The sequence below is a fragment of the Ensifer sp. Root423 genome (assembly GCF_001426275.1).
Classification (GTDB): domain Bacteria; phylum Pseudomonadota; class Alphaproteobacteria; order Rhizobiales; family Rhizobiaceae; genus Ensifer; species Ensifer adhaerens.
Genome location: NZ_LMEG01000044.1, coordinates 224,900 through 244,560 on the forward strand (window position 1 = coordinate 224,900; position 19,661 = coordinate 244,560).

Consider the following 19,661-nt stretch of genomic DNA (forward strand, 5'->3'; position numbering starts at 1 on the left):
AAGACCGAGACCTTGCGTCAGGTCACGCCGGCGTAGCGTCCCGGCTTGTGATTGATCGCCAGCGTCATGTTGACGACAGCGGCCCCGATCACCGAGAGCACCAGGTTCGATGGCGGCAACACGAAGAAGGCGGCAGCCAGAATGGTGAGATCGACCGCCAGCTGGAAATAGCCGGCACGGACGCCGAACCTTTCCTGGAGATAGATCGCGACGATGTTGATGCCGCCAAGCCCGGTGCGATGGCGAAAGAGGATCAACAGGCCCATGCCCATCAGCCCGCCGCCGACAACCGCCGCATAGATCGGGTCAAGCCGGGCGATCTCCACCCAGCCGGCCGTCAGCCGAGAAAACAGCGAGACGAGGCTGACGGCGATGAAGGTGCGCAGTGCAAACATCCAGCCGAGCCGTTTGACCGCCAGGACGTAGAAGGGCAGGTTGACGAGCGAAAAGACCAGCCAGAACTCGGCGCCGGTCGCATATTGCAGAAGCAGTGCCAGGCCCGACGTGCTGCCCGTGAGCAGCATCGCCTTGCTGTAGATGATGATGCCGAGCGACATGATCAGCGTGCCCGTCAGGATCGCCAGCGCATCCTCGTAGAGGCGATGGCGTTCAGTCGGGGTTTCTGTCGCGTCGATGCTGTGCTCGGCCATCATGGTCCTCAGAGGTTCTTGAAGTTGGCGATGACGCCGTCGACTTCCGCCGTCTTCAGGCCGGCAATGTTGATGCGGCCGGAACCGGGCATGTAGATGCCGTGCTCGTTCCGAAGCCGCATGACGTCGGCCTCGGCAAGCGGAAGCAGCGAGAACATGCCTTCCTGGCTGGCGACGGCGCCGAGCGCCTGCCAGCGATCGCGCAAGCCTTCGGCGAGCGCGCGGCGGATGTTGGTGATGCGCAGCCGCATGGTTTCGAGTTCTGCTTGCCAGTCACGCTTGAGCTCGGCGTCGGAAAGGATCATCCGCACGATTGCAGCACCGTGATCCGGCGGCATCGAGTAGCTGGTGCGGGCAAGGCCGGCGAGGTTGGAGCGGACCGTATCGGCCGAAGACGAGGAGGCCGTCACCGCGAAGATCGCGCCGGCGCGCTCGCGATAGAGCCCGAAGGACTTGGAGCAGGAAACGGCAACCAGCGCTTCCGGAACGACGCCGATCAGGTGGCGGAGACCGGCGACATCCTCGTCGAGACCGCGGCCGAAGCCCTGGTAGGCAAGGTCGACGAGCGGCAGCAGGCCGCGCTCGGCGATGACGGCGGCAAGCTCCATCCACTGCGCTTGCGTGATGACGCCGCCCGTCGGGTTGTGGCAGCTCGCATGCAGCAGCACGGCGTCGCCGGCGGCAGCGCTCTGGAGCGCCGTTATCATGGTGTCGAAGAGCACGGTTTGCGTCGGCACGTCGAAGAACGGGTAACCGGCGGGCTCAAGGCCAGCGGTCTTGAAGATGCTGGCATGGTTTGGCCAGCTCGGCAGCCCGATCCAGATGCGCTTGCCGCCCATCTGGTGGATAAGGTCGGCCGCGAGCCGGAGAGCGCCGGAACCGCCCGGCGTCTGCACGCCGGCGATATGGCTGCGATCGATGGTATCGCCACCGACCAGCGTCCAGAGATGATCGATAAAGACGAGATCGCCCTCGGGGCCGACATAGGACTTGCTGTCCTGCGTTTCGAGCAGGCGCTTCTCCGCTGCCTTGACGGCGCGAAAGATCGGGGTGTGGCCGGTTTCGTCGCGGTAGACGCCGACGCCGAGATCGACCTTTCCGGGGCGCTCGTCCTTGCGGTAAAGCCCGATCAGGGCCAGCAACGGATCATCGGGTTGGCGGGTCAGAGCGTCGAACATGCCGGAAATTCCCCCTTGAGTGGCAGCGATGCGTTATCGGTCGAGAAAGCCTGCCGGCCGCCGTTCCTCCGGCTGCCCTGCGGCTTTCTTCTTAAGTCAGCGCAAGCGCAAAATCGATGCGATATTTGCCACAGAGACAATATCGACAGCGTGCTATTTGCGCAAAATTCTGCAATTCATTTGCTGATTTGCGTGCTGCGGCATATTTCCTGAAGCCGAAATCGAAGCGTTGGGGGCGATGATGGTCGAGAAGATGGCGGTGGAACTGGATCAGATCGACCGGCGGATCATCCGCCTTCTGGTGGAGGATGCATCGCTCAGCAACAACGCGCTGGCGGCGAGAGTCGGGCTCTCGCCGGCGCCGTTGTCGCGCCGCCTTGCCCGGCTCTATGCGGCCGGCGTCATCCGCCAGACGGTGGTCGTCGATCCGAAGGCAGCCGGCATCGGCTTCCAGGCCTTCGTCGAGGTGACGCTGGAGCGCACCGCAAGCAAGGTCGGCCAGCGCTTCATCGAGCTGGTGTCGCGCATGCCGGAGGTGGTGGAATGCCACACGGTCGCCGGCGATTTCGATTTTCTTCTGAAGATCGCGGTGCGCGACGTCGCGGATTACAAACGCCTGCTCTGGAGCGAATTCGAGCAGATCGCCGAGATCAAGACGTTGCGCTCGACCATTCTGCTCGACAGCCCAAAGATGACGGCCGCCACGGGGGCGTGACGGCCGCTTGAACATTCAATCCCAAGTCCTAGGCTTCGAGCGACCCGGGTTTGCGCCCGGCGCTCGACGGCGCAGCGCAGGCGATCTTCATCAAGTCCGAGCGCCGGCGTGCAAGGCGGGTCGAGACGCGGGTGACAATCAGCCCGTCCTGCGGCGCGCGCACCTCGAGGGCGCCGTCCGCCTGGCCGGGGCGCGTAAGGATCGTTGCGAGCAGATCGCCCGCCTTCACGCTCTCGCCGATATCCCGGTGGAACAGGATGGCGCCGGCCTCAGGGGCCCGGATCATCTCGATGTTGTCGAGCGGTGCGATGATGCCAGCGAAGGGTGCAATTGTTTCTTCGTCACCGGTAATGACGCCGCGGGCGACGAGGAAGCGGAAGACCCCTACGGCATCCTTGCGAGCAAGCTCCGGATAGACGTCGCGCGTGCCGCGAAGCTCGACCGTCACCGAGAGGCGTCCCGGCAGGCGTGTCTTCTTCTGCCCGGTTTCGTATTTCCAGGCATAGGCGACAGCCTCCTCGAAGGCGGAGCTTTCGCCGTCCGAAAGGAAGACCGCCTCCATATCGAGCGCCGAGGCGAGGTCGCCCGCTTCCGGCCAGAAGGCGTCGTCGATATAGGCGTATTGCAGCGCCTCGTCGTCGCAATGAAGATCGAGCATCAGGTCGGCGCCGAGCGCCATATGCAGCAGCTGCCGTTTCAGCCGATCCGTCGCCGAGTAGCGGTCGAGATCGTCGATCAGCCGGTCACGGTCGCCAAGCGTGATCAGCGGAAAATCACGGTTGAAGTTCGTGCGTGAGCCGAGGTCGAAGCGGCCCTGCAACTCGCCGAAATGCGACTGCGCGGTGCCGATCGGATTTGCCTGGGGCACGACGGTGATGTCGCCGAGGATGGCGCCGTCTTTCTCCGCCTGCTGCAGCCGCTGCAGCAGGAAATGGGCAAGTGCGGTGCCCGGCAGTTCGTTGGCGTGCAGCGCCGCCTGGATGTAGGTCTTCGGTGCAGCGGCCGTTCTGCCCTTGAAACGGAAAACCGGCAGGCGCCATTCGATACCGGGCGTATCGCCGGCGATGATGATTTCGGAAACGTCCATGGGCTCCTCCCGTATCGTTCGTTGGTCGCGCTTATCGGCATTCCCAAGGCGCTCCGCAAGTCGCTAAGAACTAGGGTGCGGTTTCGGGTTGCGCCGACGTCGCTCTGGCTTTGACATGATCGGCAGGCCTATTGTTCCGTGAAGCATCCAGCACAGGTGGGAGACAGCAAGATGATCCTGATCGGCCAATATGACTCCCCCTTCGTGCGACGCGTGGGCATCGCGCTCAGCCTTTACGACATCCCGTTCGAACACCGTCCCTGGTCGTCCTTCGGCAATGCCGACGAGCTTCGGGCCTACAATCCGCTGACGCGCGTGCCGACGCTGGTGCTGGACGATGGGACGGTGCTTACCGACAGCCATATCATTCTCGATTATCTCGACAGTCTCGTTTCCGACGACCGGGTCCTGTTCCCGCGAACGGAACCGGCGCGCCACCGGGTGCTGAGAATCGCGACGCTTGCCACGGGCCTCGGCGACAAGGCCGTCAGCCTGTTCTACGAGAAGCGGTTGCACGGGGCGGTCTCGGCACTCTGGGTCGACCGCTGCCGCCGCCAGATCGAAGAGACGCTTCAAGTGCTCGAAACGAGCCGCGCGCAAAGCACGGGCGCCTATTGGTTCGGCGAGCGCATCGGCCATGTGGATATCGCCGTTGCGGCCGTGTTGCGCTTCCTCAAGGAGGTGCATCCCGATCTGGTCGCGATGGGGCGCTATCCGCGTCTGCAGGCGCATGCGGACATGCTTGAAGCGCTTCCGGTGTTCCAGACGATCAGCCAGCCCTTCATTCCGCCCGCGTAAGGGGGGCTCCCCGTCGGAGCCGGGCTGGCACATCACCAAGGTGTACGGCTACCTTCCGCCTGGACTTCAGCGCGACGGCAATAGCGGCCAGCGGGCGAGGATCTTCGTAGAGCCCGCCCCCTGGCGGGCATGGATCAGAACGAGTTCGCGCGCCACCCAGGAGACCGGTTCGGAAACGCGGAGATCCGGCGCGACCCGATCGTTCCGGTAGAGCGTCATATGGGGGATTGCCATGAGCGGGCGTTTGAGCGCCTCGATCTGCCGGACCAGCGCGCTGAAGCCCGGCGCGGCGTCGCGCGTCGTCAGGGCGCGCGGCCGGTCGCGGCCATTGCCGTTGCTGACCAACCTGTCGAGGCGGATCTCGACCGCTGGCACGTCGACGCGGTCACCCTGCCGCAGCGCATCCGCAACCGCGAAGTCGGGCAAGCCGCGGCCCTGCCAACGCTTGTCGACAGAGACGTGCAGGCGATCGGGCCGATAGATGAAGCCATCCGCCATCTGGTCGGCGAAATCCCTTTCGGCAATCGCCAGTGCCTTCGTGGCAGCCGGCTCGTCCGGAAGCAGCGCGAAGTAGAGGATGTCGATTGCCGGCGCTGGCTGGGGACAGCCGAGATCGAATGCGAATTGGTTCGACGACATGGTACCCTCCGCCGCCCGGGTCGCGCGCCACGACATGTGGTCTCGACCGGAGATGGGGATGCCGGCTGACAATGCCAAGGACATCCGGCGGGGAATGGAAGACTTCACCCGTTGGCTGACGCTGTTGTTTCGCTACTCCGTCGGCATCCGGCCAAATTTCTGCAAATTCGGATCGAGGCGGTCCCAGGCAAGGCCGCGCACGGCGTAGGTCACCGCTTGCGGTCTGTAACGGCTGGGATCGTCGAGGCTTGCAGCGCGAACGCTGAAGAACTCCGGCATGGCTGAGAAGGTCATGTAGACCGGAGAGCCGCAGCTGGGGCAGAAGCCGCGCGTCTTCACATGGCCGCTGTCGGCGACCATGTCCCAATGCGAGGCCTGACCTTCGAGCTTCACGCCCTCGCGGCGGAACGTCATATGCGATCCGTGCCCGGTCCCGCTTTCGTGCTGGCAATCACGGCACTGGCAGTCGTTGGAGAAGACCGGTTCTCCTGAGATCTCGTAGCGGATCGCGCCGCAGGCGCATCCGCCGATATAGGACTTGCTCATACATTCGCTCCAGTCTCGGGCACGGCAAAGCCTTTCGCGTGGCTGCGAGGGCGACGCCGACCAATCACTTTGCCTGTTTCGGGGGGGCCGGATCGCTATGGCGACCCGGCCTGGGCTTCAATGCTGTTCGTCGGTAATGGTGCCGAGCCGCGACAGGACCTTCGGCCAGCCATTGCTCATGTTGGCATAGGCGCTGTCGTTCTTCGGCGTGACGAAGCCGGAATGAACGAGCCGGAGGCGGGTGCCGTTGTCGACCTTCGTCAGCGTCCAGGTGACGACCGTATCGAGACGCGAGCCATAGCCGCTGTTGCCTTCGTCGCCACCTTTCCAGGAGTAGACGAAACGCTCATGCGGGCGCACCTCCAGCACCTGGCAACGGATGGTCCCGTCCCATGCGCCGGCGGGCGTCGTCCGGAAGGTGAAATGGGTGCCTTCCACCGGTTGGAAGCCGGTCGGCGGCATGATCCATCGGCCCATCAATTCGCCGTTGGTCAGTGTCCTCCAGATCGTCTCGGGCGTATGCGGAAAGACCTCGTCGACGACGATATCCTGGGTCTCGAGTTTCAAGGCTGCTGCGTCGGTCATGGATCGATCTCCTTGAGAAGGGTGCGCAGATTGGCGAAGCGGTCACGCCAGAAGGTGCCGTAGTGGCTCATCCAGTCGACGAGCGGCGCCAGGCCCTCGGGCTCGGCGCGGTAATAGACGTTGCGGCCCTCCGGACGCTCGGCGACGAGACCCGCCTGTTTCAGCGACTTGAGGTGCTGCGAAACCGCGCCCTGCGTCACGCCGCTGCCGCGCGTCAGTTCAACGACGGTGATCTCGTCGGCATTGGCGATGCGCTCGAACACGGCGCGCCTGGTCGGATCGGCAAGGGCGCGCATGACGGCGGTGATGGGAGCGGTTTCGATCATCATGGATAAATAAATAGCGGATACTAATTGATTAGTCAACGCTATTGATTTGAATGCTGCTGCAGAACGAAAAGGCACGCTCGAGGCGTGCCTTCAGTCGCTTTGATCCCCGGAGCACATTGCCTCAATGCGGGCTCGCCGTCGGGCGCACGATGATCTCGCTGACGTCGACATCGTCGGGCTGTCCGATGGCGTAGGCGATCGACGACGCGATGGCGTCAGGACTGATGCAGACGGCCCGCCATTCCTTCATGGTTTCTCGTGCGGTCAAATCGCTGATCGTATAGGCGAGTTCGGAGGTCGTCGTTCCGGGCGAGATGACGGTAACGCGGATGCGGTCGGTCTCCTGCCTCAGGCCGTCCGAGATCGCCCGGACGGCGAACTTGGTGGCGCAATAGACGGCGGCCGTCGGCGACACGGAATGGCCGCCGATCGAGGAGATGTTGATGATCTGCCCGTCCCCTTGCGCGCTCATGATCGGCAGGGCCGCGGCGATACCGTAGAGCACACCCTTGATGTTCACGTCGACCATGCGGTCCCACTCGTCGACCTTGAGCGCTGCCAGCGGCGACAGCGGCATCACGCCGGCATTGTTGACGATGACATCGAGGCGGCCGAATTCGGCCTGGGCAAAGCGGGCGAAGGCGGCGACGTCGCCGCGGTCGGTAACGTCGAGCACGCGAAAGCGGACCTCGCCGCCGGCGCCGGCGATTTCGCCGGCGATGCGTTCCAGCCGGTCGGACCGGCGTGCGCCAATCACGACCTTGGCTCCGGCAGCCGCCAGCAGCTTCGCAGCGGCTTCGCCGATGCCGCTGCTTGCGCCGGTCACGGCCACGACTTTTCCGTGAACATTTTCCATGGATATGCCCTTTCGAAAGGTGCGTTTCTGTTTGAGTCCGGCTCGGGCGTTGGGCCTGAGCCCCGGTGAGACAGAAGATAGAAAGGGCGACCCGTTCGATCGAGGTGCCGATCGAGCATGGGGCGGTCAGAAATTCTAACCAAAGATCTGGCGGCAACAGGGCCGGCAATGGCGTCCACCAGGATCTTCCGGATTGTCTTCGGGACAAGCAAAAGGGCGACGCGTCGCGCTTCGCCCTTTTGCCTTCGTTGCCGGTTGATATCGCTTATTCGCTCGCCTGCGCTGCCTGCTCGATCAGCTTGGCGACCGCTTCCGGCTTCGAGACGTAGATGGCGTGGCTGCCGGATGTTTCGACCACGGTGGAGCCCGCGCGTTTTGCCATCTGGCGCTGGGCGGCCGGCGGGATCATGTGGTCGTCGGTCGCGACCAGATAGAAGCTCGGCTTCTCCTTCCAGGCCGGAGCGGTGACGGCGCCGGCTGCCGCTTCGACGCCCCACGGGACCTGGGAGTCGGCCATGAAGGCGGCAATCTCAGGATCGACATCGGCCGCGAAGGCGGCGGCGAACTTTTCCTTGTCGAGCGAGAGGAAACCATCGACCGGCGGCAGGATCGGCGGAACGGGCGCGCCGGCCGGCGGGTTGGCGATGAGCGAGGAAACGGACTCGCCCTTATCCGGCGCGAAGGCGGCGATGTAGACGACAGACTTCACCTTCTCATCGGTGCCGGCTTCCGAAACGACCACGCCGCCATAGGAGTGGCCGACGAGCACGATCGGGCCGTCCTGAGCGGCGATCGCACGCTTGGTGGCCGCGACGTCGCCGGCAAGCGTCAGGGTCGGGTTCTGTACGATGGTGACGTTGTAGCCGTCCTTCTTCAGGATGTTGTAGACGCCCTGCCAGCCGGAGCCGTCGGCAAAGGCGCCGTGAACGAGCACGACATTCTTGGTGGCGGGGGCGGCCTGGGCCGGCGTCAGCGCGCTTGCGGAGAGGGCGAAAGCGGCGGCGGTGATGAGGGACTTGAGCATTTCGGGTCTCCTTCGTTGAGTTGTTTTGCGCGATATTCATTATCGCGATAACAATCATATACGGCGACTCCGATTTCTTGTAAAGATATTAATTATCGCGATATCTATTTTCGCGGCAGAAGCCGCAAAGCGCCACAAGGAGGTTGGAATGCCTGACGAACCGACAACGCTGCCGCTCGACAGCCAGCTCTGTTTTTCGATCTACTCGGCGTCGATCGCCATCAACCGCGTCTACAAGCCGATGCTCGATGCGCTCGGTGTGACCTACACGCAGTATCTCGTCCTGAGCACGCTTTGGGAGAGGGATGGGTTGACGATCTCGGCGATTGCCGATCGGCTGGGTCTGGAATCGAGCACGATCACGCCGGCTGTGAAGCGGCTCGAAGCTGCCGGCTTCCTGGGGCGGCATCGCAGCGTCACCGACGAGCGGCAGGTCGAGGTCCACCTCACCGCGAAAGGGCGCGGCCTCCACGTGAAGACCGGCTGCCTGACCGATGCGCTTCTGGAAAACTCCGGCTTCACGGTGCCGGAAATGATCGATTTGAACGAGCGGGTGCGGAAACTCCGCGATGGCATGCGCGACGCGGTGAAGTAGCGCTGCACCCGGGCCGCGACTGTGCCGGGAAGCAAAAAGGGCGCGCCGAAGCACGCCCTTTAACATTTTTTATCACCGACGCAGCAGATGCGTCCGCGCGTTTATTCCCACTCGATCGTGCCCGGCGGCTTCGAGGTGACGTCGTAGACGACGCGGTTGATGCCGCGGACCTCGTTGATGATACGCGTCGCCGCGCGGCCGAGGAATTCCATGTCGTAGTGGTAGAAGTCCGCCGTCATGCCGTCGACCGAGGTGACGGCGCGAAGTGCACAGACGAACTCGTAGGTGCGGCCATCGCCCATGACGCCGACGGTCTGCACCGGCAGAAGCACAGCGAAAGCCTGCCAGATGGCGTCATAGAGGCCGGCCTTGCGGATTTCGTCGAGATAGATCGCATCCGCTTCGCGCAGGATCTCGAGCTTCTCGCGGGTGATGCCGCCCGGGCAACGGATGGCAAGGCCCGGACCCGGGAAGGGGTGGCGGCCGATGAAGCTGTCGGGCAAGCCGAGTTCGCGGCCGAGCACGCGCACTTCGTCCTTGAAGAGTTCGCGCAGCGGCTCGACGAGCTGCATGTTCATGCGCTCCGGCAGGCCGCCGACATTGTGGTGCGACTTGATGGTCACCGACGGGCCGCCGGTAAACGAGACGCTTTCGATCACGTCGGGATAGAGCGTCCCTTGGGCGAGGAAGTCCGCACCGCCGAGCTTCTTTGCCTCTTCCTCGAACACCTCGATGAACAGGCGGCCGATGATCTTGCGCTTGGTTTCCGGATCGCTCTGGCCTTCCAACTCGCCGATGAACCGGTCGGAAGCGTCGACGTGCAGGAGGTGGAGGTTGTAGTGCTCCTCGAACATCGCAACGACGTTCTTCGCCTCGTCCTTGCGCATCAGGCCGTGGTCGACGAGGATGCAGGTGAGCTGGTCGCCAACGGCTTCATGGATCAGCAGTGCCGCAACCGAGCTGTCGACGCCGCCCGAGAGCGCGCAGATCACCTTCTTGTCACCGACTTGACGGCGGATCGCCTCGACCGCCTTGGCACGATAGGCCGACATCGACCAGTCGCCCTTGATGCCGGCGATCTTGTGCACGAAGTTGGAAATCAGCTTGGCGCCATCGGGCGTGTGCACGACTTCCGGATGGAACTGCACGGCGTAGTACTTGCGCTTCTCGTCGGCGATGAAGGCGAAGGGGGCGTTGGCGGAGGTCGCGACGACCTCGAAGCCTTCGGGGATCGCGGTGACGCGGTCGCCATGCGACATCCAGACCTGGTGGCGCGAGCCGAGGGACCAGAGACCGTCGAACAGCGCGCATTCCTTTTCGACTTCCAGGAAGGCGCGGCCGAATTCACGGTGATGGCCGCTCTCGACCTTGCCGCCGAGCTGGGCGCAGATGGTTTGCTGGCCATAGCAGATGCCGAACACCGGCAGGCCGGAATCGAAGATCACCGAGGGCGCACGCGGCGAGCCGATATCGAGCGTCGAGGCCGGGCTGCCGGAAAGGATGACGGCCTTCGGCTTCAGCCGCTGAAAACCTTCTTCGGCCGACTGGAACGGCACGATTTCGCAATAGACACCGGATTCGCGCACGCGCCGGGCGATGAGCTGCGTCACCTGGCTGCCGAAGTCGACGATGAGAACGGTGTCGGGATGGGCTGTCTGGGTCATTGGGTGCCTTCAAACAAGCTTGATCATGGCGAGCCTTTAATGAAAGCCCGCCATCGACGCAACGATTCAATTGCACCCGGACAATTCCGGGGTTTTGGAGCGGGATGAGGAAAAGTGCGTGCGGTTTTCCGCCCGCATCCCGCTCTGACTTGTGAGCATCGATCACGTTTATGGCTTTGGGTCGACCAGACCCGAAGCCATCGGGGTCTAGAGCGGGATCACGCCGCTCGAAACCGCATTCTCCAACCGGTCGATCACGCTTGCAAGCTTCTCGTCGATGACGTGAAGATACTCCGTCCAGTCGTTGACGTGCTTCAGTTCGGCCTTGCCGTCGGAAATGCCGCGAAGCGCAATCAAAGGAATGCCGAAGGACTGGCAGGCGCGCAGCACCGCGAAGGTCTCCATCTCGACCATGTCGGCGTCGATCGTCTCATAGGCAGCGCCCGAGACGATGTTGGCGCCGGTCGAAAGCCGCGCTTCCGGAACGCCGGGGATGCGTAGCGGCAGCGGCACCACGGCCGGAAGGTCGAGAAACGGCGTTGCGCCCTTCTCGAAGCCGAGCGGCGAGGCATCCATGTCGCGGTAGCCGACGGAAACCGCCTGGTAAACTTCGGTCTGTTCGAGCGTGGCGGCACCCGCCGAGCCGAGCGAAACGACGAGATCGGGCAGGGCCCGCTCGGCGGTGAGTTCGGCAAGCGTGCGCGTCAACACGACGGCCGCCTCGACCGGCCCGACGCCGGTCATCAGCGGCTTGATCCGGCCTTTCAGGTGCGGACCGTACTCGGCATCCACGGCCATGACGTAGAGCACCTTGTGTCCGGCAACGTCCTTGACGGCAAAACTCATCCTTCGATCCCTTCGCGTCCGCGCACAACCATCATCGTTCCGGTCATCGAGGCGATCAGCTTTGCCGGTCCGTCGGAGCGGATCGCATAGCCGCGACCGTCGGAAACGATGATCGTCGATCCGGGCTTTGTCACCTCGCCGCGGAAGAGGAAGCGTTCGCCGCGCCCGGGCGAAAGCAGGTTGACCTTGAACTCGATCGTCAGGATCGAGGCATCCGGGTCGATCACCGAATAGGCCGCATAGGTGCCGGCTGAATCGAGCGCCGCGGAGATCACGCCGGCATGCAGGAAGCCGTGCTGCTGCGTCAGCTTGTCGTCGAAGGGCAGCTCGATTTCGACCGTGCCTTGCTCGACAAGTGTCAGTTCGGCTCCGATCGTGCGCATTGCCGCCTGCCGCGCGAAGCTCTCGCGAATGCGCTTCCGGAAATCGGGGGGATCACGGTCGTCCATCAGTCCATGGGCCTTTGTGTCGGGCGGCATCATTATGACCGCGGGACAGTGGCACGGTCGTGAAGGTCGGACAAGTTCAATTCATGAGCAAAATCGCGCTGTTGAGCGCCGTCGCAAACGCAACCCAGACGAGATAGGGAAGGAACAGCAGGGCTGAAATGCGATCCCGTTGCCAACTTGCGACGACGAAGCCGGCAACCGCGATCACGAGCGCGATGATCACGATCAGCGCCGACGCTATATCCTGCATGCCAAAGAACAGTGGCGACCAGAGGAAGTTGAGGATCATCTGCGCCAGCCACAGGCGCATGGCGGCGCTGCGCCGATGATCGAGAAACATGCGGGCGCCGACAACGCCGATCATCACGTAGAGGATCGACCAGACCGGCGCGAAGATCCAGTCCGGTGGATTGAAGGCTGGCTTTGCCAGCGACCGGTACCATTCGCCGGGGATGTTGTTGGTGCCGATGAGAAGGCCGAGGCCGAGAACGGCGGCGATGAAGACTACGTATAAGATGGTTCTGTTCATGATCTCGCCAGATAGAACAGACTTTCCGTCTTTCCAGCGGGGCCGCCGTTTTGAAGCCATCATGCACCACCTATATGAGCTGCCATGAAGACCTTCCGACGTATCGACATCCGGCCGGCCGGCCCGGATGACATCATGATGATCGCCTCCGTTATCGTCGAAACCTGGCGATCGACCTTCCGCGGGCTGATTTCCGATGCCTTTCTCGACGCCATGAGCATCGAGGAACAGGCGTTGCGCCACGCAAGACGCATGCGCATCGCCGACGTCTTCCATCTGGTTGCGGTTGACGTGAGCACGAACAAGGTGATCGGCTTTGCCAATTACGGCAAGGCGCGCTCGATGCCGCCGCGGTTCGACCGCGAGCTCTATGCGCTTTACATCCTGAAAGAGTTCCAGGGCGCGGGCATCGGCTCGGCACTGGTGCGCAGCGTCGCCGGTCACTGCCGGGAGCTTGGCGGCAAGTCGCTCTTTGCCTGGGTGCTTTCCAGCAACCCGAATCGGGGCTTCTACGAGCATCTCGGCGCCATTGCCGTTGGCCAGGGCCAGGTGAGCCTCGGCGGCGAAAACCACGACCAGACCGCCTATCGTTGGAACGATCTGGCAAAACTCTCCGGCGACGGCCGTTTTTCGGCCTGAGATCGTCTTAGGCCTAAGCCAACCGCACGATGTGCTGGTCCCAGGCCACTCGGCTCTTGTTAGCCTTGAAGTGGCCGTCATAGGAGGAAACGGCAAAGCCGTGGTCGGCACTGGCGACCCCCGCCGCATCGGCGACGCGCTCTTCCTTCAGCACGGTACCGGTTCGTGCATCGAGCATCACCGCCACGCCGCCCTTCGGCGAAGTCAGTCCGATCAGCCCCTCGTTCCGGTTGACGGCGATGGCGCCGACATAGTTCGCCAGCGCTTCCGTCGTGCGCTCGGGCAGAGACAGGAACTTCAGGTCTTCGCCCTGGGAAAACGAGCCGACGAGCGGCGGCAGGTCGCTGCGCGCACCCTCATACTGGCAGGCAAACCAGATCTCGCCCTTCGGACCGATATCGACATGCCGGGTCGACAGGCGGCTCAGATCATCCGGCAGACCGTGCTTCTGTACGAGCGCGCCGGTTCGCGTATCGACCAGCGTCAGGCTCGGCTCCATATGGTCGAGATTGAGCTTGGTGCGGCCAAAATCCGGATGGGTCTCGATGCCGCCATTTGCAATCGCCAGCAGTTTCCCGTCGGCGCTCAGCGTCATGTCGTGTGGGCCGATGCCGTAGGTCGGGAATTCGCCGATGCGGGTGAAGTGGTCGCTGCCGTCATAGATGCCGACCATGCCGCGATTGGCGGCAAAGTCGTTCTCGGTGGCGTAGAGCAGCTTGCCGTCTGCCGAGAAGCAGCCATGGCCGTAGAAATGCCGGCCGTCGGCAGCGGTGATCACGATCGGCTCGGCCGTGCCGTCGGTTGCAAGGATCATCGCATAGGTGCCCGGCCTGCGGGCAAAGGCGACGATGCGGCGGCTGACGGGCGAATAGGCCATGCCGTGTGCACGGGCCGGCAGCGCCGTGCGGTCGATGATCTCGCCCGCTTCCGTCAGCGTCGCGACGCCATAGCTGCCGTCCGGCGCCATGAAGGCCGAGGCAAAGACGGCGTCGGCCCTGGTCAGGGCGAAGGCTCGCTCAGGCGCGAGGCTCGCCACCCAGGCCGCGCCCGCCATCCTCAGGAAACTGCGCCGGTCGATCAGGCCCGTGGCGGCTGTCATGCCATCCTCGCTCGTCATGGAAATTTGCAAGCCCTGGGCGGAGTGCCCGCTCAGGGCTGCGATGCAGCAGGTTGCGCGCTCAGAGCCAGCCGCGCCGCTTGAAGTAAAAATAGGGCACGATCGCCGAGATCACCATCAGCATCAGTGCCGCAGGGTAGCCGAATTCCCATTGCAGTTCCGGCATCACCCCGAAGTTCATGCCGTAGATCGAGGCGACCAGCGTCGGCGGCAGGAAGACGACGGCGGCAACCGAGAAGATCTTGATGATTTGGTTCTGCTCGAGGTTGATGAGGCCAAGCGTCGCGTCGAGCAGGAAATTGATCTTGTTCGACAGGAACAGCGCGTGATCACCAAGCGACGTCGCGTCCCGCTGGATCAGCTTGATCCGCTGCCGGCTTTCCTTGCCTGCCTTGCGCGGCCCCATGCCTTCGAGCGCCACATGATAGGCGACGAGCCGGCCGATGCTGACCAGGCTTTCGCGGATGACCGTCAAAAGGTCGCCCTTCTGGCCGATCTGCTCGATCAGCGACTGCAGGTCGCGCGTCTTCTTGGTGGCGCTGGCATTGGTCTTGCGGAACACATCCCGCGAAATTCCGTCGACCTCGCTGCCGGCGCGCTCCAGCGCATCCGCCGTACGGTCGATGATCGCCTCAAGCAGCCCGAGCATCACCAGTTCGCCGCTTTCGCAGATCTGGCCGTTGGCCTTCTGGATGCGGTTGGAAAAATTCTGGAACGGCTTCGGGTCCGCGTGGCGCACGGTAACCAGCGTCGCGCCCTTGAGAATGAAGGTCACCGGCACCTTGACCGGATAATCGCTGTCGAGCTTGGCGGCGGCCGTCATCGTCATGAATTCGGCGCCGGCCTCCTGGTAGAGGCGGTCGGAAAGCTCGATCTCCTGCATCTCGTCGCGGGTCGGGATCTCGATGCCGAGCTGGCCTTCGACGAGCCGCGTTTCCTCGGCCGATGGATTGTAGAGGTCGTACCAGATTGCCGGCGTCGGCAGGGCGATGCCGTCGATCATGTCGACAAGCACGAGGTGGCTGTTCTGGCTTTTGTAGATGCGCAGCATATTGGGCTCCATAGGGCGAGTCATCCGACCGCCTGAAGCCCTGATCAATCAGGACCGGACGGCCGTGAGCGTGAAGGCTCGACTTCGACTGTCGGGGTTCATTGGGAGTTGGTCCTTGTGGTGAAACGTGCCCGCGAGAGCGGACACGGGAAGCGCTTTGCGCCCAAAAACCTTGATTGTCAACACTCGGCGCTCAACCGGGATGCGGGCGGAAACCGCGCACATGTTTCCTCATCCCGCTCTAGTCGCCGTCGGCGAAGGAGAAGCCGGCGCCAAGCCCGATCGCGCCGCCGAAATCCTTGTTCAGCCGATCGAGAAGGTCGTTGGTATTGAGCGACAGGAAGGCGAGCTTGGCCCGTTTGTCCTTGTCCTCGAGCGCCTGATCGATCGGTCCGTCGATGTTGCCGGCCATGCCGATCACCGACTTGAAGACGAAGTCGGCTGAACCCGCGACCGAGCGGCTGTCTTCCGGCAAAAGGCTCTGCATGTCGGCAACGTCGAACAGTGTCTTCAGGCCTCGCACGTTGGCGGCGATCGACGGCATGGTGTTGCCGGAGCGCCAGTAGATCGCGAGCTTCGGATGTCCCTTGTCGTCCTTGCTCTCGTAGAACGGCTTCAGCCGCTGGTCCTTCACCGTCTCGACGCCATGGACGAGAATGCCGAGCAGTTCTGTTGCCGCTTCGCGGTTGTCGCGGAACTCGGGATTGTCAGGGCCCGGATGTTTCCAGGCCGCCTGAATGCCATCGGGCTTCTGCCATGCGGCCAGGAACTCGTTGGCGATCGTGTCGAGGTTCTTGGTGATCGCCAGGCCGTAGCGGCAGCGGAAATCGCCATCCTTGTTCAGAAGTGACTCGGCGCCCGTGCCATAGAGCACGTATTCGAGCGCGCCGAGCCCTTGTGCGGCGACGCTCTTGCCCTTGAGTTTGGCCTCGTCCGTTGCGCTTTCATCGTGCTTCGAAACGATCGCCTGCACCTGCTTCAGGCCCGTGCTCTTGCGGTCGGGGTAGAACAGGAACCGCTCGAAGCGGTTCTGCTCAAGTGCCGGACCAAGCCTCACCACCTCGATCGCCGACCAGGCGCCAACCATCTCGGAAAAGGCAACGCGAGCGCCATCGACCGTCGCCTGCGACGGCGCCGCGCAGAGCTTGGCCGTGGCCTGCGTGGCGGCAGCGGTCTTTTCCGTGAGGTTGCGATAGCCGGGGATGATGAAGTCGTCGACGGCTTTGGCCATGACCGCCGGCACGGCCGCCTCGTTGACGACGCGCGGCGAGAGCGCGCTTCCTTCCTGGGCCACCGCCGGGAAAACGGCCGTCAAGGTCAGGGCAAAAGCGAGAGTAAGCGTATGCGTGCGGGGCATCAGAGTGACTCCAGGAAGGCAAGGAGATCGCGGCGATCGCTTGCGGCAAGGGCGGCAAAGGCGTCACGGGCCTTCTGCCCTTCGCCGCCGTGCCAGAGGATCGCTTCGGTGAAATTGCGGGCGCGTCCGTCGTGGAGCAGGAAAGTGTGCCCACTGACGGTCTTCGTCAAGCCGATGCCCCAAAGCGGCGGCGTGCGCCACTCGCGGCCGGTGGCCACACCCACCTGCTGTCCGTCGGCAAGACCCTCGCCCATGTCGTGCAGCAGGAAATCGGAATAGGGCCAGATCAGCTGGAACGACTGCGCCTTGTTGGCCGCGTCCCGGCGGGTGACGAATTTCGGTGTGTGGCAACTGGTGCAGCCGAGTTCGTAGAAGACCTTCTTGCCACGCAGTGTCTCCTCAAAGCTCGCCTTGCGCCGCGCCGGCACGGCCAGGTTCTCCGAATAGAAGGTCACGAGGTTGAGCACCGGGTCGGGCGCTTCTGTGGGGCCAAGGCGTGCCTGCTCGCCGGTCGGCATGGTCAGGCATTGTGCCTGGGCCGCGGTGCAGTCGCCATGCGGGCGGTCGGCGTCGGGTGAAGAGATGCCGATGTCGGTGGCGAAGGCATCGGCGCTCTGTTGCCGCACGGTGGCGTTCTGCGCCTTCCAGCCGAAGCGCCCGAGCATGAGCTTGCCGGTCCTGGCGTCGCGCGTCAGCGCCGGCCGTCCGCTGATGCCGTCGCCATCCCTATCGTCGGGGTCGGCAAGGGCGAGGATATCCGCCTCGTGGATCGCCTCGATCAGGCCGAGGCCGATCATCGGCTGCGCCACACGCGGCGAGAGCGTGGTTTCCGGATCGAGCGGGCCATAGGCGAGATCGGCCACCGAATAGCCTGGTCGGCGCAGAGAGGCCGTTTCGCCGTCGGGGAAAGTGAAGGGCTCCTCGGTGTAGCTGATCTTCAGATGGCCTTCGGCGGCAAGGCCGGGCACGGCGCTATCCTGAAGCTGGGCGCCATAAACAGCGTCGCCGAAGTTCACCACCTCGTGCGCCGCAATCATCCGGCGCTCCTCGTCGTCGCGGGGCGGCCGCGCCAGGCGGAAGAACATCGAGGTTGTATCGACGGCACCTTCCGGCGGCCGGCCGCGTCCGTCCTTCAGGTGACAGCTCTGGCAGGCTCGGGCGTTGTAGAGTGGGCCGAGCCCGTCGGAGGCCTGTGTGGAGGAGGGGGAGGAAACCCAAAGCTTGCGAAAGAGCGCGTTGCCGAGCTTGAAGCCCTCTTCCTCCTGGAAGGTGAGATTGGCCGAGAATTGCGAAAAACTGTCGGCATTGACGGGCGCGATCGAGGTCGCGGCACCGCCGGACATTGCTTCGAAGGTTTCTGCCTTGGAGAAATCGGTCGCAGGCCGCGTCACCGCCTGGACGCGCTGGCGGTCCTTGTCGTTGAGGTCGGAGCGTTCGGTCAAAAGGCCGTCGCCGGCGAAGGCGGGCAGGGCCGTGAAAAGCGCTTGAACGAGAACAAGCGCGCAAAGGCGGAAAGCGCCAGATTTCATCTCAGGAGGATCGGGCCGCGTCTTTGTCGATGCGGCCCGCCTTTTCAGCTTATTGGAAGACGGCGTTAGGATTATCCAGGCTGTCGGAACCTTCAAGCTCGACAGTGCCGAGATCCAGCGACGCAATGACGCGCTGTACGGTCTTTGCTTGGGCGATCAGGCCGTCGATCGCCGCCTGAACGGTGGCGTTGCCCTCGGCATTGCCTTCGCCGATCATCTGGTCGTAGGCCTCGGTCGTTTCCGCGCGCTTGGCCATCGCCTGCATCTTCTCGACCGTGGTCGAAAGGTTGCCGGCCATTTCCTTGTCGAGCGCTGCATCCTTGGCGGCGACGAGTTCGGACAGCGACGGGCCGGTCATCTTCGTGCCGTCGACGCGGGTATATTCGCCGGTATAGGCCGACTGGATGCCGATCGCATCGTGCAGGTGCGAGTTGTGCGTGTTGTCGGAGAAGCAGTCATGCTCTTCTTCCGGATCGTGCAGTAGCAGGCCGAGCTTCATGCGCTCGCCCGCCAGTTCGCCATAGGAGAGCGAGCCCATGCCGGTGAGGATGGCGACGAGACCAGCCTTCGGATCGGCCTCGACCGCCTTGGTGGCGGCACCATCCGGCGTCCAGTTGGCAACCATCTCCTTGAGGTCGGAAACGAGCAGCTCGGTCGCAGCCTTCAGGTAGGCGGCGCGGCGGTCGCAATTTCCGCCGGTGCAGGCCTTGGTGTCGTAGTCGGTGTAGGGGCGGTTGCCGGCGCCGGCCTTGGTCCCGTTCAGGTCCTGGCCCCAGAGCAGGAACTCGATCGCGTGGTAGCCGGTCGCGACGTTCGCTTCGATGCCGCCGGCTTCCTGCAGCGTGCCCGCCAGGAATTCCGGCGTGATGTTGGAGGCGTCGACGTCCTTGCCGTCGATCTTGATCGTCTTGTTGGCGATGACATTGGCGGTGAACAGCGCGTTCTCGTCGCTCTCGGTGCCATAGCTCGGGTCGACATAGTCGATCAGGCCCTCGTCGAGCGGCCAGGCGTTTACCTTGCCTTCCCACTCGTCAACGATCGCATTGCCGAAGCGGTAGACTTCGGTTTCCTGGTAGGGGTTGCGGGCCTTCTTCCAGGCGTCGCGCGCGGCCTTCAGCGTTTCTTCGCTCGGCGTCGCGATCAGCGCGTCAACGGCCTTGTCGAGCGCTTCTGCGGTCGTCAGCGCGTCTTCGAACTTGGCGTGGGCGACGGCGGTGTAGTGCTTCACCACGGCGGCGGCATCGGTTGCGGCATGGGCCGGCTGCAGGGCCATCGCCGAGGTCGCCGTCATCAGCGCCAGCGCGGCGCCCCGGAAAAATTTCTTGGTCATGACCCTCTCCTGTTGCGTCCCCCGGCGCCGTCGAACGAGCCGCAAAACATGGCGTCGTTCAGCCGTCGAGCCATCAGAAAAGGCCCCGCCGAGCTCGCTTCTCATGAACCAAAAGCAAACTTGTGTCAAAGTGTATAGTTTAGAACGC

General features: G+C 63.6%; 22 protein-coding genes. 4 read left to right on the forward strand and 18 right to left on the reverse strand.

All coding sequences use genetic code 11. From position 1 onward, the window contains the following. Window positions 1–17: 17 nt before the first annotated feature. Window positions 18–650 (reverse strand): YitT family protein, encoded by a 633-nt coding sequence (locus ASD01_RS28345; RefSeq protein ID WP_034804562.1) that lies wholly within the window; start codon window positions 648–650, stop codon window positions 18–20. An 8-nt stretch (window positions 651–658) separates the two neighbouring features. Further along, the gene (gene tatA / locus ASD01_RS28350) at window positions 659–1,828 is read right to left on the reverse strand and encodes a tyrosine aminotransferase (protein WP_034804559.1); all 1,170 of its coding nucleotides are present in this window, start codon (window positions 1,826–1,828) and stop codon (window positions 659–661) included. A gap of 238 nt (window positions 1,829–2,066) precedes the next feature. Between tatA and ASD01_RS28355 the strand changes: the two genes are divergently transcribed. After that, on the forward strand, window positions 2,067–2,543 hold the full coding sequence (locus ASD01_RS28355) for an Lrp/AsnC family transcriptional regulator (RefSeq protein WP_034804555.1): 477 nt from the start codon (window positions 2,067–2,069) through the stop codon (window positions 2,541–2,543). A 28-nt stretch (window positions 2,544–2,571) separates the two neighbouring features. On the opposite strand, the gene ASD01_RS28360 is transcribed toward ASD01_RS28355, so the two are convergent. Then, window positions 2,572–3,630, reverse strand: a complete 1,059-nt coding sequence (locus ASD01_RS28360) for a M14 family metallopeptidase (protein WP_034804552.1) — start codon at window positions 3,628–3,630, stop codon at window positions 2,572–2,574. A 171-nt stretch (window positions 3,631–3,801) separates the two neighbouring features. On the opposite strand from ASD01_RS28360, the gene ASD01_RS28365 reads away from it, so the two are divergent. Then, window positions 3,802–4,428: a glutathione S-transferase family protein gene (locus tag ASD01_RS28365; protein ID WP_034804548.1), complete on the forward strand. Its 627-nt coding sequence runs from the start codon at window positions 3,802–3,804 to the stop codon at window positions 4,426–4,428. A 66-nt stretch (window positions 4,429–4,494) separates the two neighbouring features. Here ASD01_RS28365 and ASD01_RS28370 read toward each other — a convergent pair whose 3' ends face one another. From ASD01_RS28370 to ASD01_RS28395, 6 genes are all read right to left on the reverse strand, one after another. Further along, a complete protein-coding gene (locus ASD01_RS28370; RefSeq protein WP_034804545.1) occupies window positions 4,495–5,067 on the reverse strand; it encodes a 2'-5' RNA ligase family protein in 573 nt (190 codons plus the stop codon). Between the two features lie 132 nt (window positions 5,068–5,199). Further along, a complete protein-coding gene (locus ASD01_RS28375) occupies window positions 5,200–5,613 on the reverse strand; it encodes a GFA family protein (protein WP_034804542.1) in 414 nt (137 codons plus the stop codon). A gap of 117 nt (window positions 5,614–5,730) precedes the next feature. Further along, window positions 5,731–6,198 (reverse strand): SRPBCC family protein, encoded by a 468-nt coding sequence (locus ASD01_RS28380; RefSeq protein WP_034804539.1) that lies wholly within the window; start codon window positions 6,196–6,198, stop codon window positions 5,731–5,733. Continuing rightward, window positions 6,195–6,524: an ArsR/SmtB family transcription factor gene (locus ASD01_RS28385; RefSeq protein ID WP_034805182.1), complete on the reverse strand. Its 330-nt coding sequence runs from the start codon at window positions 6,522–6,524 to the stop codon at window positions 6,195–6,197. The genes ASD01_RS28380 and ASD01_RS28385 overlap by 4 nt, the downstream gene beginning before the upstream one ends. A gap of 124 nt (window positions 6,525–6,648) precedes the next feature. Further along, complete coding sequence (locus ASD01_RS28390) at window positions 6,649–7,383, reverse strand: SDR family oxidoreductase (RefSeq protein ID WP_034804536.1); 735 nt, start codon at window positions 7,381–7,383, stop codon at window positions 6,649–6,651. A 265-nt stretch (window positions 7,384–7,648) separates the two neighbouring features. Beyond that, window positions 7,649–8,407 (reverse strand): alpha/beta hydrolase, encoded by a 759-nt coding sequence (locus tag ASD01_RS28395; protein WP_034804533.1) that lies wholly within the window; start codon window positions 8,405–8,407, stop codon window positions 7,649–7,651. A gap of 148 nt (window positions 8,408–8,555) precedes the next feature. On the opposite strand from ASD01_RS28395, the gene ASD01_RS28400 reads away from it, so the two are divergent. After that, window positions 8,556–9,002 (forward strand): MarR family winged helix-turn-helix transcriptional regulator, encoded by a 447-nt coding sequence (locus ASD01_RS28400; RefSeq protein ID WP_034804530.1) that lies wholly within the window; start codon window positions 8,556–8,558, stop codon window positions 9,000–9,002. A 101-nt stretch (window positions 9,003–9,103) separates the two neighbouring features. Here ASD01_RS28400 and guaA read toward each other — a convergent pair whose 3' ends face one another. The 4 genes from guaA to ASD01_RS28420 form a co-directional block, all read right to left on the reverse strand. Further along, window positions 9,104–10,666 (reverse strand): glutamine-hydrolyzing GMP synthase, encoded by a 1,563-nt coding sequence (gene guaA / locus ASD01_RS28405; protein WP_034804526.1) that lies wholly within the window; start codon window positions 10,664–10,666, stop codon window positions 9,104–9,106. A 207-nt stretch (window positions 10,667–10,873) separates the two neighbouring features. Beyond that, window positions 10,874–11,512 carry a 5'-methylthioadenosine/S-adenosylhomocysteine nucleosidase gene (locus ASD01_RS28410; protein WP_034804523.1) on the reverse strand — a complete coding sequence of 213 codons (639 nt, stop codon included), beginning with the start codon at window positions 11,510–11,512 and terminating at the stop codon, window positions 10,874–10,876. Further along, window positions 11,509–11,961: a PaaI family thioesterase gene (locus ASD01_RS28415; protein ID WP_034805179.1), complete on the reverse strand. Its 453-nt coding sequence runs from the start codon at window positions 11,959–11,961 to the stop codon at window positions 11,509–11,511. Before ASD01_RS28415 ends, ASD01_RS28410 begins: the two co-directional genes overlap by 4 nt. A gap of 76 nt (window positions 11,962–12,037) precedes the next feature. Beyond that, on the reverse strand, window positions 12,038–12,490 hold the full coding sequence (locus ASD01_RS28420) for a TspO/MBR family protein (protein WP_060644814.1): 453 nt from the start codon (window positions 12,488–12,490) through the stop codon (window positions 12,038–12,040). 84 nt (window positions 12,491–12,574) lie between these two features. Between ASD01_RS28420 and ASD01_RS28425 the strand changes: the two genes are divergently transcribed. Beyond that, window positions 12,575–13,129 carry a GNAT family N-acetyltransferase gene (locus ASD01_RS28425; RefSeq protein WP_034804517.1) on the forward strand — a complete coding sequence of 185 codons (555 nt, stop codon included), beginning with the start codon at window positions 12,575–12,577 and terminating at the stop codon, window positions 13,127–13,129. A gap of 13 nt (window positions 13,130–13,142) precedes the next feature. Here ASD01_RS28425 and ASD01_RS28430 read toward each other — a convergent pair whose 3' ends face one another. The 5 genes from ASD01_RS28430 to ASD01_RS28450 all read right to left on the reverse strand — a co-directional run bounded on the left by ASD01_RS28430 (window position 13,143) and on the right by ASD01_RS28450 (window position 19,513). Continuing rightward, window positions 13,143–14,228 (reverse strand): DUF1513 domain-containing protein, encoded by a 1,086-nt coding sequence (locus ASD01_RS28430; RefSeq protein WP_034805176.1) that lies wholly within the window; start codon window positions 14,226–14,228, stop codon window positions 13,143–13,145. Window positions 14,229–14,307: 79 nt separating this feature from the next. Further along, a complete protein-coding gene (locus tag ASD01_RS28435) occupies window positions 14,308–15,297 on the reverse strand; it encodes a magnesium transporter CorA family protein (protein ID WP_034805161.1) in 990 nt (329 codons plus the stop codon). Window positions 15,298–15,538: 241 nt separating this feature from the next. Continuing rightward, window positions 15,539–16,654, reverse strand: coding sequence for an imelysin family protein (locus ASD01_RS28440; protein ID WP_034804513.1), 1,116 nt, complete (start codon window positions 16,652–16,654; stop codon window positions 15,539–15,541). Then, a complete protein-coding gene (locus ASD01_RS28445; protein ID WP_034804510.1) occupies window positions 16,654–18,183 on the reverse strand; it encodes a di-heme oxidoreductase family protein in 1,530 nt (509 codons plus the stop codon). The genes ASD01_RS28440 and ASD01_RS28445 overlap by 1 nt, the downstream gene beginning before the upstream one ends. Before the next feature lie 49 nt (window positions 18,184–18,232). Continuing rightward, window positions 18,233–19,513, reverse strand: coding sequence for an imelysin family protein (locus ASD01_RS28450; protein ID WP_029742958.1), 1,281 nt, complete (start codon window positions 19,511–19,513; stop codon window positions 18,233–18,235). Window positions 19,514–19,661 lie beyond the last annotated feature (148 nt).